This window comes from Streptomyces sp. NPDC051576 (genome assembly GCF_040681835.1).
Lineage (GTDB): Bacteria > Actinomycetota > Actinomycetes > Streptomycetales > Streptomycetaceae > Streptomyces.
In genome coordinates this window covers 62,295-75,646 of record NZ_JBFAZO010000015.1, presented here as the reverse complement: position 1 = coordinate 75,646, position 13,352 = coordinate 62,295, and the positions used below count along the sequence as shown (strand labels likewise).

Annotated in this window: 13 protein-coding genes; 7 read left to right on the top strand and 6 right to left on the bottom strand. The window is 70.4% G+C overall.

The genetic code is table 11. The annotated features are described in order from the left end of the window. Positions 1-88 precede the first annotated feature (88 nt). The 3 genes from AB0M63_RS39135 to AB0M63_RS39125 all read left to right on the top strand — a co-directional run bounded on the left by AB0M63_RS39135 (position 89) and on the right by AB0M63_RS39125 (position 3,008). Complete coding sequence (locus AB0M63_RS39135) at positions 89-814, top strand: response regulator transcription factor (protein WP_366022712.1); 726 nt, start codon at positions 89-91, stop codon at positions 812-814. 37 nt (positions 815-851) lie between these two features. Then, the gene (locus AB0M63_RS39130) at positions 852-2,351 is read left to right on the top strand and encodes an ATP-binding protein (protein ID WP_366022711.1); all 1,500 of its coding nucleotides are present in this window, start codon (positions 852-854) and stop codon (positions 2,349-2,351) included. A 78-nt stretch (positions 2,352-2,429) separates the two neighbouring features. Continuing rightward, positions 2,430-3,008 (top strand): dihydrofolate reductase family protein, encoded by a 579-nt coding sequence (locus tag AB0M63_RS39125; protein ID WP_366022710.1) that lies wholly within the window; start codon positions 2,430-2,432, stop codon positions 3,006-3,008. 48 nt (positions 3,009-3,056) lie between these two features. Here AB0M63_RS39125 and AB0M63_RS39120 read toward each other — a convergent pair whose 3' ends face one another. Then, the gene (locus AB0M63_RS39120; protein ID WP_366022709.1) at positions 3,057-4,334 is read right to left on the bottom strand and encodes a VanZ family protein; all 1,278 of its coding nucleotides are present in this window, start codon (positions 4,332-4,334) and stop codon (positions 3,057-3,059) included. Between the two features lie 91 nt (positions 4,335-4,425). Next, positions 4,426-5,187 (bottom strand): DeoR/GlpR family DNA-binding transcription regulator, encoded by a 762-nt coding sequence (locus AB0M63_RS39115; RefSeq protein ID WP_355913966.1) that lies wholly within the window; start codon positions 5,185-5,187, stop codon positions 4,426-4,428. 89 nt (positions 5,188-5,276) lie between these two features. On the opposite strand from AB0M63_RS39115, the gene AB0M63_RS39110 reads away from it, so the two are divergent. Both AB0M63_RS39110 and AB0M63_RS39105 read left to right on the top strand, forming a co-directional pair. Continuing rightward, positions 5,277-6,458, top strand: a complete 1,182-nt coding sequence (locus tag AB0M63_RS39110; RefSeq protein WP_366022708.1) for an MFS transporter — start codon at positions 5,277-5,279, stop codon at positions 6,456-6,458. A gap of 19 nt (positions 6,459-6,477) precedes the next feature. Next, positions 6,478-7,107, top strand: a complete 630-nt coding sequence (locus tag AB0M63_RS39105) for an HAD family phosphatase (protein ID WP_355913972.1) — start codon at positions 6,478-6,480, stop codon at positions 7,105-7,107. Here the strand turns inward: AB0M63_RS39105 and AB0M63_RS39100 are convergent. Genes AB0M63_RS39100 through AB0M63_RS39090 form a run of 3 tightly spaced genes read right to left on the bottom strand, consistent with a single transcriptional unit; the run spans position 7,093 to position 10,194 of the window. Next, complete coding sequence (locus AB0M63_RS39100; protein WP_366022707.1) at positions 7,093-8,097, bottom strand: TAXI family TRAP transporter solute-binding subunit; 1,005 nt, start codon at positions 8,095-8,097, stop codon at positions 7,093-7,095. The genes AB0M63_RS39105 and AB0M63_RS39100 overlap by 15 nt on opposite strands. After that, complete coding sequence (locus AB0M63_RS39095) at positions 8,094-9,497, bottom strand: HAMP domain-containing sensor histidine kinase (protein ID WP_355913978.1); 1,404 nt, start codon at positions 9,495-9,497, stop codon at positions 8,094-8,096. The genes AB0M63_RS39100 and AB0M63_RS39095 overlap by 4 nt, the downstream gene beginning before the upstream one ends. Before the next feature lie 10 nt (positions 9,498-9,507). After that, a complete protein-coding gene (locus AB0M63_RS39090; protein ID WP_366022706.1) occupies positions 9,508-10,194 on the bottom strand; it encodes a response regulator transcription factor in 687 nt (228 codons plus the stop codon). A 253-nt stretch (positions 10,195-10,447) separates the two neighbouring features. Here AB0M63_RS39090 and AB0M63_RS39085 point away from each other — a divergent pair, with 253 nt between their 5' ends. Next, entirely contained in the window at positions 10,448-11,728 is a 1,281-nt protein-coding gene (locus AB0M63_RS39085; protein ID WP_355913996.1) for an MFS transporter, read from the top strand. A 31-nt stretch (positions 11,729-11,759) separates the two neighbouring features. Further along, positions 11,760-12,785, top strand: a complete 1,026-nt coding sequence (locus AB0M63_RS39080; protein ID WP_366022705.1) for an amidohydrolase family protein — start codon at positions 11,760-11,762, stop codon at positions 12,783-12,785. A gap of 1 nt (position 12,786) precedes the next feature. On the opposite strand, the gene AB0M63_RS39075 is transcribed toward AB0M63_RS39080, so the two are convergent. Next, the gene (locus tag AB0M63_RS39075; RefSeq protein ID WP_366022704.1) at positions 12,787-13,299 is read right to left on the bottom strand and encodes a DUF4760 domain-containing protein; all 513 of its coding nucleotides are present in this window, start codon (positions 13,297-13,299) and stop codon (positions 12,787-12,789) included. Between the last annotated feature and the right edge of the window lie 53 nt (positions 13,300-13,352).

Below are 13,352 nucleotides of genomic sequence, written 5' to 3'. Positions count from 1 at the left end.
CAGGTTCGACGTTTGGTGTGACGGCCGTGTAAATCCCCACAGGCCACGCATGCCGTCCTCCCATACCGGGCCGCCACAATGCCGAACCATGTTTGACACTCCAGGGACCCACGACGGCACGGTTCGCGTGCTGATCGTCGACGACGAGCCCGAACTGACCGAGGTGCTGTCCGCTGCCGTGACCGCGGCCGGCTGGCGTCCCTTCCCGGCGCAGGACGGGCGCAGCGCGCTGCGTATCGCTCACGACCGCACGCCGCACATCGTCGTCCTCGATCGGATGCTGCCGGGCATGGACGGCGTGCAGGTCCTGCGCCGTCTCCGGAGCGAACACCACCGCCTGCCCGTGCTGATGCTCACCGCGCGCGACGAGTTGGAACACCGCATCGACGGGCTGACCGCGGGCGCGGACGACTATGTGACCAAGCCGTTCTCACTGGAGGAGGTCATGCTCCGCCTGCGCGGACTGCTCCGCCGTGCCGGACACACCGGGATGTCCGGGCACGAGTCCGTCCTGGTGCTCGGCGACCTCGTCCTGGGCGAGAAGACCCGCGAGGTGCGGCGGGACGGTACACCGATCCCGCTCACCGCCAAGGAATTCGACCTGCTCCGGTTCCTCATGGACCACCCGCACCAGGTGCTCAGCAAGACGCGGATCCTCGAACACGTCTGGCACGCCTCCTTCGACGGCGAGGGAAACCTGGTCGAGGTGTACATCCACGGCCTGCGCTCGAAGATCGACAAGGGGCGGGCGCCGATGATCAGCACCGTGCGCGGCGTCGGCTACTCGATCAGCGCCGCGAAGGCCGACGCATGAGACGGCACAGAGCACCGGACGACCGGGACGACAGCGCATGAGAGGCGACCCGCGCCGTACGGCCGGCCGGTCCCGCGCCGGTCTGGGAAGCCGCTCGTTACGGTTCCGGCTGGTGCTCTTCGTCTCCGTGGCCCTGGCCGTCGTCTGCGAAGCCATGGCGCTCACCTCGGTGGTCGTCCAGCGGATCTATCTGTACGGAGACTTGGACCAGCGCGTCGCGGACGCCGCCGAGCGAAGCCAGGGCGGGCTGCGGCACGGGCCGGGCGACGCGACGGACCTGGGTTTCCTCAACGAACAGGGACAGCCCACCGGTACGCTCGCGGCCCGGTTCGCCGGCGGTCGGATCGTCGCCGCCGAGACGGTGACCGCGGACGGGCACCGGCGGGCACTCACCGCGGCCCAGCGTGCGGCCCTCGACGGAATCGTCCCGGACGGATCACCGCATACCCGTACCGTCCCCGGCCTGGGCACGTACCGCGTGACCGCCGTCGCCGGGGACGGGGTACCGGTTCTGGCCGGGCTTCCGATGGCCGGCATCGAGCGCATGCTCAACCGGCTGGTCGTCATCGAGTCCGTCATCGCCTCCGTCGGCCTGATGGCCGCGGCCACCGCCACCACGGCGGTCGTCCGCCGCCAGCTCCGCCCCCTCGGCCGGGTCGCCGCCACCGCCGCCGAGCTGGCCCAGGTACCGCTGGATCGCGGCGAGGTCGTCGAACTCACCCGCGTGCCGGCGTCGGACACCGATCCCGGTACCGAGGCCGGCCAGATCGGCGTGGTGCTCAACCGCCTCATCGACCACGTCGAGTCCTCGCTCTGGGAACGGCAACGCACCGAGGAACGCATGCGGAGTTTCCTCGCCGACGCCAGCCATGAACTGCGCACGCCGCTCGCCTCGATCGCCGGATACGCCGAACTCATGAACCACGGGGACCAGCAGATCCCGCCGGACCTCGCCTGGCAGCGGGTCACCGCCCAGTCGGCGCGCATGACAGGACTGGTCGAGGACCTTCTCCTCCTCGCCCGTCTCGACGAGGGGCGGCCCCTGGGGTCGGCCGAGGTCGACCTCGCGACCCTGGTCGCCGAGGCGGTGTGGGACGCGCGGGCGGCCGGCGCCGGCCACGACTGGCGGCTCGCGCTGCGCCTCACGAACGGCGCCGCGTCCGTCATCGGCGACCGGTCCCGGCTCCACCAGGTGGTGGCCAACCTCCTGGCCAACGCCCGCCTGCACACGCCCGCGGGCACGAAGATCACCGTCAGCGTGGAGACGACCGAGGGGGAATGCGTCGTCCGCGTCCGGGACAACGGCCCCGGCATCCCGCCCGACCTCCTCCCCTCGGTCTTCGATCGCTTCACCCGGGCCGACACCTCCCACTCCCGCGCGCCCGGCACGGAGGGCGGTTCGGGGCTGGGTCTGGCCATCGCGGCGGCTGTCGTCCAGGCGCACGGCGGCCGTATCCACGTCGAGAGCGAGCCGGGGCGTACGGAATTCGCGGTGACGCTCCCTTCCCCACGGCTGAGCGTCGGGAAGGTGCGGTGAGAGCGATGAGTCTCGCCGTGGCTGTCGGTCTGTATCTCCGACACGTGATCGGATCACTCGCACTCCGGGGAGAGCATCATGACCGCCACCTACACCTTCGACGTCTTCTCCAGCCTCGACGGCTTCGGCGCGGCCGGCGGTGACTGGACCGGGTACTGGGGCAAGCAGGGTCCCGAGCTGCTCGACCACCGCCTCGACCTGTACAGCGAGGAGCAGAGGATGGTCTTCGGAGCCCATACGTATCGGGCGTTCGCACAGATGCTGGCCGCGAGCACCGAGGACTCCGACGTGCGTGACCCCTGGGTCACCCGGATGAGGAAACTGCCGGCAACGGTCGTCTCGACGACACTCGAAGGCCCTCTCGACGGGCTGGACGCGAACATCGTGAGCGGCGACGCCGTCGACGTCGTCGCGCGACTTAAGGAGGAGTCCGACGTGCCGTTGCGCTCGCACGGCAGTCTGTCGATGAACCGGGCGCTGATGGCGGCCGGTCTGGTCGACCGCGTCCAGGTGACGATCTTCCCCGTGATCACCGGTCGGACCGGGCTGGCCCCGATCTTCCAGGGTGCGGCCGACTTCGACCTGGAGCTGATCGAACAACGGACGCTCGACGGCCACATTCAAGAGCTCGTCTACCGGCCCTCCCTGCATGCCTGAGTCCCCCACCGCGCGAACATGGTCCCGAGGGAACAGGGGCCCCGGGACTCAGAGAGACGCGCGTTCGTGGTCGGGGCGGCGGGCGGTCGTGGTCGGGGTGGGGTCTGCCGGTCGAGTCCGGGTTCGCGTGTGCGGGAGGGCCTGGTTGTGTACGCCGGAGAGGATCTCGTGGGGGCCCAGGCCCTGCGGGTGACGCCTGACGGCCCGCACGTATGCGCCGATCAGGAGGAGGCAGAGGGCGGGAACCAGCAGCAGGACGAGGCCGAGTTCCGGGCCGGCGGCGAGGCCGTACGCCAGGTTCTTGTAGTTCACCGTGCCGTCCGCGACGTCGGTCGACGCGGAGGGCATGGCGAGGGCGACCGTCCCCCCGGCGAGGACCCCGCCCGCGACGAGGCACGTGAGTGCCAGGACCGGGCTCAGGACCAGGGCGCGCAGCGCCAGTCCGGCGAGGCCCGGTCGTCCCCCGTCCGGCGTGGCCAGCCGTAGGAGCAGGACGCGCTTGCCCGGCGTCGTACCCGTCCGCCACGGGACGACGACGAACCACAGGCCGAGGACGGTCACCGGCACGAGGAGGTTCCACCCCTCGCCGGTCATCATGTGCAGGGCGATCACGGCGATCAGGGTCAGCGCTACGGCGCCGACCGCGTCCAGCAGCAGCGCGACGAGACGGCGGCCGAAGGGGATCCGGCCGGCGGCGAGTCGGGCCAGCGGGCGGCCGTCCAGGGCGTCCAGTTCGGGCAGCGCACGGACCAGCGGCCCGGCGATCGCCCAGCCGAGGGCGGCACCCGCCGTGTTGACGATGAGGTCGTCGACGGCGAAGAGGCGGTACGGGCACGGGTAGAGGCCCCACAGCCCGGTGTACTGGGTCAGTTCGAAGAACAGGGAGCCCGTGAACCCGGCCACCGTGGCCGCGACGGGACCGCGCCGGAAGTGGGTCCGCACGAACACGCCCAGCGGCACCAGCAGGAGCAGGTTGAACACGGTCTGCCAGAAAGCCGGGTTGTGCAGGACGAGCGCGTCGAGGGTGACGCGGTGGTGTGCCTCCTTCCACAGGTCGGAGAAGGCGACGCCAGGCGTGAACTGGGGTTCGGCGAAGGTCGGATAGGCCTTGCAGACGTTCACCGACCGCCTCGGCAGGGGCACGATCGTCATGCAGAAGGCGGTGAGCGCGTAGTACACGCCGCCGTAGAGGGACAGCACCCGCCAACGCGTCATCACGCCGTGCCGCCGGTACAGGACGATCGCCGTCGGCACGAACATCACGAAGGCCAAGGCGGGGAAGATCAGCGCGGCCGTACGGATCGGCAGGAGGTAGGTCTCTGTCACGACACCTCACTATACACACTACGTATACATGCCGTGTATAGAGGCTGAGTGCGACCGGCCCGGGGTGCTACCCGTAGCCCTGGACCGTGACTCAGACCGCCCTGACGACGGTCCCGGTCTCTTCGAGTGCCGTGATCTCGGCGGAAGGCGCGGCGGTGTCGGTGACGAGGGTGTGCAGGAGCGTGGCGGGGCCGACGTAGGCGTAGGCGGTGTGGCCGAGTTTGCTGCCGTCGGCGGCGACGATGACACGTCGCGAGGAGTCGACGCCGGCCTTCTTCACGGCCGCGTCGTCCAGGTCGTAGGCGGTCAGGCCCTGTGCCGCGCTCAGACCGCAGCAGCCCATGACGGCCGTGTCGAAGCGCAGGGCCGCCAGGGACGCGAGGGTGAGGGGGCCGGTGAGGGCGCCCTCGGCGGCCCGGGGCCGGCCGCCGGGCACCATCAACCTGGCCTGGCCCGGGCCCTCTCCGAGTACGTGGATGGCCTGCAAGGACAGCGCCATCACGGTGACCGGCCGCCGGCTCAGCACGTGGGCGATCTCCAAACAGGTGGTGCCACTGTCGAGAAGGACGGTCTCGCCGTCGGCGATGAGCGAGGACACCTCGGCCGCGATACGGCGCTTGGCGTCGACCGCCTCGTGGGCGCGCAGGGCGAAGGGCGGCTCCTCGCCGCGCAGCAGCAGAGTGCGGGCTCCGCCCCGGACGCGCTCCAGTACCCCTTGCGCCGCCAGCGTGTCGAGGTCACGCCGGATGGTCATCTCGGAGGCGCCGGTCAGTTCGGCCAGTACCTGGACGGTGACCCTGCCCGATTCCCTGACGGTCTGTGCGATCAGCCCGTGGCGGTCCGCGTTGCTCATTCCGCGATTGAACACCACTTGAAACGAACATTCAATGTGTGCGAAGAGACAGTATTCAATCATCATACGTGTTCGTTACGGTGGTTCGCATGAGCCGTTCCGTACCAGTCGCCCGAGTGGCGACCTTTGTCTACTTCGTCCTCTGTGGCACCACGATGGGCACCTGGGTGGTGCACATCCCCGCCATCGAGGAGCGTGTGGGCATCAGCCACGCCACGCTCGGGGGGCTGCTCGTGCTGCTGGGCCTCGGTGCCTTCGTCGGCATGCAGGCGGCCGGGCGTCTGAGCGACCGGCTCGGGGCGCGCACGGTCGTCCCCGCCGCCGGGGCGCTGTGCAGCGCGACCCTGGTGCTGCCGGGCCTCGCCCAAGAACCGTGGACGCTGGGAGCCGCCCTGCTGGTCTTCGGGTTCTGCAACGGCTGCCTGGACGTGGGCATGAACGCCCACGCCGTGCATGTGGAGAGGGAGTACGGGCGTCCGGTCATGTCCGCCTTCCACGCCACGTTCTCGGTCGGCGGTGTCCTCGCCGCGTTCGGTGGCGCGGCCACCGCGAGTGCCGGCCTGAGCCCTGCCGCGGGCATGGCCATCGTGGGAGCCCTGGGTGTCGTGACCGCCCTGGTGGCCGCAAGGGCCCTGCTACCGGCCGCGCCCACCACGACTGTCGATACCGGTGCCGACGACAAGCGCCGCGGCACCGGCGGCCGTATCTGGGTTCTCGCCGCCCTGGCACTGATGGTCATGCTGTGCGAGGGAGCCGCGAACGACTGGAGCGCGTTGCACCTGAAGGACGTCCTCGGCGCGTCCGAGAGCACCGCCGCCTTCGCCTACGGCACCTTCGCGGCGACCATGACCATCGGCCGGCTGCTCGCCGACCGCCTCGTCACCCGGTTCGGGTCCATGGCGATCCTGCGGTACGGCGCGGTGATCGCGGGCGTCGGCATCACGCTCGTGGCCCTCGCCCCGTGGATGTGGGCCGCGTTCGCCGGGTGGGCGCTGTTCGGTCTGGGGCTGTCCGGCTGTGTCCCGCAGTTGTTCAGCGCGGCCGGGCACACCGACCCCTCCGCCGCGGGTGCCAATGTCTCCCGGGTCGCCGGGCTCGGCTATGTCGGCATGCTGGCCGGGCCCGCCGTCATCGGCTGGCTGACCCACCTCGTCGCCCTCAACCACGCCTTCGTGCTGCTGATCCTGCTGTGTGCGGTCACCGCGGTGGCCGCCCGGGTCCTGCGCACCGGGTCCGACCGCCCGCGCGAGCCGGCGACAAGCGGCAACTGACGACAAGGAACTCACGATCATGCCCGCCGACCGAAGCATCGTCCTGTTCGACCTCTTCGGGGTCATCGCCCGCCCCCAACGCCCCGGTGCCCTGGGCAGGATGGCCGCCCGGTGCCACGCGTCCACCGACGCCTTCACCACGGCCTACTGGTCCTGCCGACCGCCGTACGACGCCGGCCGGCAGTCCGCGCCGGAGTACTGGACCGCCGTACTGCGATGGCTGTCCCGGCCCGCCGACGCCGACACGGTCGAGGAACTGCGCCGCACCGACATCGACAGCTGGTCACGCGTCGACTCCCGGATGGTCGCCTACGCCCAGTCCCTCCGCGGCGCCGCCGAGGTCGCCCTGCTGTCCAACATTCCCTCCGACCACGCGGACGTCTTCCTCGCCGCACAGCCCTGGCTGCGCGACCTCGACCACGTCGCCTTCTCCGGGAAGATCAAGGTGGCGAAGCCGGACCCCGCGGCCTTTCAGCACTGCGTCGTCGCCATGGGGGCCGCACCGGCCGACTTCCTCTTCGTCGACGACCGCGAGGAGAACGTACGTGCCGCGCGGGACGCCGGTATGAACGCACACCTCTTCACCGGTCGCGACGAACTGGCAGCCGTCGTCGGCACCTGGCTGCCGCCCCGCTCAGCCGTGCAGTGAGCGGTAGGCCGTGGCCGCCCCGGGGTGCAGAGGGATGCTGCCCGTGCCGATCAGGCTGCGGACGTCGAGGAACTGGATGCCGACGGCATGATCGGGAACGAGCGCGGCGGCACGGAGGACCAGCAGGCGGGTGAGCGCGTCGGCCACGGGGCGGGGGAGGTCGGGGCGGCACACCAGCAGGTTGGACACACCGATCGTGGCGACACCGCCCGCCGCCCGGTACGCGCCGTGTGGCAGCGGCACCTCGGCGAGGCCCGAGCCGGCCAGGCCGTCCCGTCCGCCGAGCCTGGGCAGGAGCCCGGCCAGCGGCAGGAACCGTAGACCGGGGTCGTCGTCGAGGTCCGACAGGACCGGGATCGGTACCCCGCCGACGACGAGTACGGCGTCGACCGCGCCCGCCCGCATGGCGTGGGCGACCGTGTCCATCTGCAGATGGCGCACATGGACGTCGCCGCCGGGCGAGAGGCCCGCGGCACGCAGGATCCGTTCACCGAGCACGGCTCCGCCCGATCCGACCGCGCCGAGCCAGACGGTGTGTCCGGCCAGGTCGGAGACGGCCCGCACGGGCAGGTCGGAGCGGACGGCGAACTGGAGGTAGGTCTCGTAGACCCTGCCGATCGCGCGCAGCGGCACCGGGTGCGGGAAGGGGGTGGTGCCCTCGGCGGCGGCCCGCGCGGTGTCGGTGAGGGTGAGGGCGAGGTCGGCGCGACGGTCGCGCAGCATCTCGATGTTCTCGACGCTGGCCGCGGTGGTCAGCACGCGGCAGCGCAGATTCGGGTACGCCGCTTCGAGTTCGGCCGCGAGGAGATGCCCGAACGCGGCATGCAGTCCCTCCGGTTCACCGGTCTCCAGCCGCAGCACACCACTCGGCCCGGAATCCCGCAGCGGTCCGTCACCCGCGAGCGCGCCACCGAGGAGAGCGACGGCCGCCGAGCCGAGGGCGCCGCGCAGCGCGGTACGGCGGCCGAACGGGTCCGTGCGGGGATTCATCGCGCGCTCTCGTCGGGGACCGCGCTCGGCACGATCGCTCTGGCCCGCAGTCCGCGAGGCCGCGCCTGCTCCAGTTCCAGTCGGCCTCCCCGGCCCGCCAGCAGCCGTTCGGCGATGGCCAGTCCCAGGCCCGTGCCCGGTGTGCCGCTCTGCCGGTGCGAACGCCAGAACCTCCTTGTGGCGCGGGTGAGTTCCTCCGTGCTCAGGCCGGGGCCGTCGTCCGTGACCGTGAGCACCGCGAGGGAGCCCTCCGTGGTGCAGCGAACGGTGATCTCGGTGTTCCGGCCCGCGTATTTGATGGCGTTGTCCACGAGGATGTCCGCGATCTGGGCGAGTTCACGGTCCGTGCAGGCGGCCGTGACCGGGGTGGCGGCCTCGGTGGTGAGACGGGCTCCGGCACGGTGGGCGACCGGTTCCCACAGCCGGTGCCGGGTCAGTGCCACCTCGGCCGCGTCGCACTGGGCGTCCGAGCCGTCGGTCACGGTCAGTTCGCCGGCCCGATGCTCCGCGGTCGCGAGGGCCAGCATGTCGTCCAACAGGGTTTCCAGGCGGTCGAGTTCGGTGGTGACCCCGGTGTACGTGCGGTCGGCCGAAGCGGGCAGATGGGTGTGCAGGGCGTCGACCCGCAGTCTGAGCGCCGCCATGGGGTTGCGCATCTGGTGCGAGGTGTCGGTGACGAGTCTGCGCTGTTGTTCCAGGGCCTCCGTGACGGTGCTCGCCATGCGGTTGAACCCGATGGCCAACTGCCGCAGTTCAGGCGGCCCGCCGGCCTCGGTCTGCGCCGGCGGTACCCCGGCGGTGAGCTGGCCGACGGCGCGGTCCAGACGTCGTAGCGGACTGACCACCCAACGGGTCAGGAGTCTGGCGAGGGCCGTGCAGGCGAGGGCGACCAGTGCCGTACCGGCGAGGACGGCGGCCCAGCGCCAGGTGATGTCGTGGGCCGCGGTGCGCACCGAGGCCCGCAGGACGACGGCCCCGGACACGTGCGTGCCCGTACCCGCCGGCTCGGCGAACATCGCGTAACCGTGTGACCAGGGGTGCAGCGAGCCGCCGAGGTGTGTGGTCGTGTTGCGCAGGGCCGCGTCGACCAGCCGGGCGACGGCCGGGTCGGTGGCCCGCATACCGCCGGTCTGTACGACGGGGGCGCGCCCGGCGTCCACGACGACGAGCGGTTCGCCGTAGAGCTGGGTGTAGCGGCGCGCCTCGGCGATGAGGGAGGAGGTGTCGCCGGTCGCCGCGGCCTGGTCCGTGAGGGACGCGAAGCGGTCGAGGTCGGCGCTGCGGGCGAGGACCAACTGCTGGGTGCGGTCGGAGGCGGTGAACAGCAGCAGCGGTACGGCGAACGCGGCCACGGCGAGGACGGCGAAGGCGAGGAGAGCTGCCTGGACCCGGGTTCGCACGTGCCGGCCCTCAGTCTCCGAGGCCGGTGGCGTCTCCGAACCGGTAGCCGAAGCCGCGGATCGTGGTGAGGAGTTCGGGGTGGCCCAGTTTGGCCCGCAGTTGGGTGAGGTGGACGTCGAGCGAGCGGGAACGGGACATGGCGTGGTGGGCACTGCCCCACACCTCGTCGAGCAGTTGCTCACGGCTGACCGCGGTGCCCGCCCGGCCCGCCAGCACGGCGAGGACGTCGAACTCCTTGGTGGTCAGCTCGACCTCCGCTCCGGCGACCTGGACCCGGCGCGCTTCGATGTCGACCTCCACGTCACCGGCGCGGACCGTGCGCACGGTACGGGCCCCTGGTGGGCCGGCGGCCCGTCGCGTGACGGCGTCGATACGTGCGAGCAGCTCGGCCAGACGCACCGGTTTCACGAGGTAGTCGTCGGCCCCCAGCCGCAGCCCGCGCACGACCGAGCGCTCGTCGCCGCGCGCGGTGAGCACCACCACGGACATCGCGCTCACCGCCCGCAGTGCGCGCAGCACGTCCAGGCCGTCGGTGTCGGGCAGGCCCAGGTCGAGCAGGAGCAGGTCGGCGCTGCGGTGGTAGGTCAGCACATCGCGGCCGTACCGGACCCGCCGGGTGACGTGACCGTGGTCGTACAGGACCTCGACGAGGGCGGCCGCCACCCCGTCGTCGTCCTCGGCCAGCAGTATCTGCACCTTCCCGCACCTTTCTGTACCTTCCTGACCCTCCGCGCCTGTGGACACTTCTGTCAACAGAATTGTTAAGGAGAGGTTAGCTCCGTGTTCGCAGGTATCCGTCGGCCACCCTGAATCGGCCACTCTGCCGCTGACCCACCCCAGGGTCCCCTCAGGAAGGAGTGGCACTGTGGCCACCAAGGACGCCCCCACGGACGTACCCGTCCCCGCCCGCAGCCCCTGGAAGGCGCTGGTCGGCGGATCGGTCGGCAACATGATCGAGTGGTACGACTGGTTCGTCTACTCCACGTTCTCCGTCTACTTCGCCTCCGCGTTCTTCCCCGAGGGGAACGCCACGGCCCAACTGCTCAACACGGCGCTGATCTTCGCCGTCGGCTTCTTCATGCGGCCGGTCGGCGGCTGGCTGCTCGGCCGCCTCGGCGACCGCAAGGGACGCAAGGCCGCCCTCACCACCACCGTGACGCTGATGTCGCTGAGCGCCATCCTGATCGCCGTCGCCCCCACCTACGACCAGGTCGGCTACTTCGGCGCCGCCGTGCTGCTGATCGCCCGGCTGCTGCAGGGCCTGTCGGTGGGCGGCGAGTACGCGGCCAGCGCCACCTATCTGACCGAGGCGTCGGCGCCGGGCAAGCGGGGGTTCTTCTCCAGCTTCCAGATGGTGTCGATGAAGATCGGCCAGCTCGTCGGGCTCGGTATGCAGATCGGCCTCCAACACACCATGTCGGACGCGACGTTGTCCTCCTGGGGCTGGCGCATCCCGTTCGTGGTCGGAGCCGTGGGCGCGGCGGCCATCTACTGGCTGCGGCGCAATCTGCTGGAGACCGAGGCGTACGAGGAGCTGGACGGGGACCCCGCGACCACGGCGAAGCGCGGCACCCTGCGCGGGCTGCTCGACTACAAGCGTGAGGTCCTGCTGATCATCGCCTTCAGCATGGGCGGCACACTGTGCGACTACACGTACTCGACGTACATGACCAAGTACCTCTCCAACACGGCCGGTCTGAGCAAGGACACCGCGGCGCTCGTCAGCTTCTGCGCCCTGGTGGTCTTCATGCTGCTCCAGCCCCTGGCCGGCGGACTGTCGGACCGGATAGGCCGCCGCCCGCTGCTCATCGCCTTCGGCGTCAGCGCGATGTTCGGCACCGTGCCGCTGATGACGGCGCTGGGGCATGTGTCGTCCTTCGGCGGGGCGTTCGTGCTGATGCTGACCGGCCTGGTGATCATCACCGGGTACACCTCCATCAGCGCGGTGGTGAAGGTCGAGATGTTCCCCGCCCACATCCGCGCCCTCGGTGTCGCGCTGCCCTACGCGCTCGCCAACGCCCTGTTCGGCGGCACCGCCGAATACGTGGCCCTCTGGTTCAAGAACGCCGGGATGGAGTCGGGCTTCTACTGGTACGTCACGGCGTGCGTGGCGATCTCGCTGGTCGTGTTCGTGACCATGCGCGAGACACGGGACGCGGTCTTCTTCCGTGACGGAAGGACCGACGCGGCGGCGGGCTCCGGCATCCAACAGGCAGGCGCCACCGCATAGTTCAGCCCCACACCCGCGAACAGGAACAACGATGATCATCGACTGTCACGGTCACTACACGACCGCACCACCCGCACTGGCGACCTGGCGGGACCGGCAGATCGCCGCCCTGACCGACCCGTCGGCCATCCCCGCCCGCGCGGACCTGAACATCAGCGACGACGAGCTCAGAGAGACCATCGAGCCCAACCAACTCCGGCTCATGGACGAACGCGGCATCGACCTCACCGTCTTCTCCCCCCGCGCCTCCTTCATGGCCCACCACATCGGCGACTTCCACACCTCCTCCACCTGGGCGGCCATCTGCAACGAACTCTGCCACCGCATCAGCCAGCTCTACCCCAAGCGGTTCGCCCCCGCCGCGATGCTCCCCCAGTCACCCGGCGTCGACCCCGCCACCTGCATACCCGAACTCACCCGCTGCGTGGAGGACTTCGGCGCCGTCGCCCTCAACCTCAACCCCGACCCCTCCGGCGGCCACTGGACCGCCCCACCGCTCACCGACCGCTCCTGGTACCCCCTCTACGAGAAAATGATCGAGTACGACATCCCCGCCATGATCCACGTCAGCACCAGCGTCAACCCCGCCTTCCACACCACCGGCGCCCACTACCTCAACGCCGACACCACCGCCTTCATGCAACTCGTCCAGGGCGACCTGTTCACCGACTTCCCCACCCTGCGCCTGGTGATCCCGCACGGCGGCGGAGCCGTCCCCTACCACTGGGGCCGCTTCCGGGGCCTGGCGATGGCCCTCGGGAAGCCTCCGCTGGAGCAACACGTCCTGGACAACGTCTACTTCGACACCTGCGTCTACCACCAGCCCGGCTCCGACCTCCTCTACGAGGTCATCCCCACCCGCAACATCCTCTTCGCCTCGGAAATGATCGGCGCGGTCCGCGACATCGACCCCTGCACCGGCCGCCACTTCGACGACACCCGCCGCTACGCCGAGGCAGCAGGACTCCCCGCACACGACCTGGCCGCCGTACAGGAACACAACGCCCGCACCGTCTACCCCCGCCTCGACACCCTGCTCAAACGCCAGGGCCGCTGACCTACGCGGGCTGAGGAGGAAGCCTGCGATGTGTCATGTGCCCCGCCAGCCATTCCAGGTTCTGCCACAGGCGGGGTTCGCTGTGCTCCGTCCGCTGTGCCTCGGCCCAGGGACGGTAGTTGGTCCAGACGGAGATGAGGCCACCCCACGCGTCGTCGATCAGTTGTCGGTCGAAAGCGTCCGACCGCGCGCCCACGCCGAGGAGGTTGAAGCTCGTGAGGTAGGACGTGATCAGCTTCGTCGCCCTCTCGTCGCCCGACGTCGAGCGGGCGATCAGCTCGGCGATGGCCGCGTGATCGCGCTCGTGGGGTATGCCCTCGTCGAACAGCGACTTCCTCTGGTTCATGTTGTCCGCGAGGAACTCCATGGTGGCCTGCTTGCGGCGCCTCTCGTGATCCTGCCGCGTACTGCGCCCCAGCAGCAGGAGCTGCCATGCCAGGGCGACGAAGCCGACCACACCCACGCCCAGCGAACCGAACGCGGCTACCAGGGACCACTGCTCAAACACCGTCACAGGCGAACACCCTACGGAGGAAACCCAGCGGGAGGTTGAGGAGTACCTGATAC

What these genes read in the sequence shown, in the direction of transcription:
- AB0M63_RS39125 (WP_366022710.1), top strand. Translation starts at nt 2,430, where the DNA reads ATGACCGCCACCTACACCTTCGACGTCTTCTCCAGCCTCGACGGCTTC.
- AB0M63_RS39130 (WP_366022711.1), top strand. Translation starts at nt 852, where the DNA reads ATGAGAGGCGACCCGCGCCGTACGGCCGGCCGGTCCCGCGCCGGTCTG.
- AB0M63_RS39115 (WP_355913966.1), bottom strand. Translation starts at nt 5,187, where the DNA reads ATGAGCAACGCGGACCGCCACGGGCTGATCGCACAGACCGTCAGGGAA.
- AB0M63_RS39105 (WP_355913972.1), top strand. Translation starts at nt 6,478, where the DNA reads ATGCCCGCCGACCGAAGCATCGTCCTGTTCGACCTCTTCGGGGTCATC.
- AB0M63_RS39080 (WP_366022705.1), top strand. Translation starts at nt 11,760, where the DNA reads ATGATCATCGACTGTCACGGTCACTACACGACCGCACCACCCGCACTG.
- AB0M63_RS39100 (WP_366022707.1), bottom strand. Translation starts at nt 8,097, where the DNA reads ATGAATCCCCGCACGGACCCGTTCGGCCGCCGTACCGCGCTGCGCGGC.
- AB0M63_RS39085 (WP_355913996.1), top strand. Translation starts at nt 10,448, where the DNA reads ATGATCGAGTGGTACGACTGGTTCGTCTACTCCACGTTCTCCGTCTAC.
- AB0M63_RS39110 (WP_366022708.1), top strand. Translation starts at nt 5,277, where the DNA reads ATGAGCCGTTCCGTACCAGTCGCCCGAGTGGCGACCTTTGTCTACTTC.
- AB0M63_RS39135 (WP_366022712.1), top strand. Translation starts at nt 89, where the DNA reads ATGTTTGACACTCCAGGGACCCACGACGGCACGGTTCGCGTGCTGATC.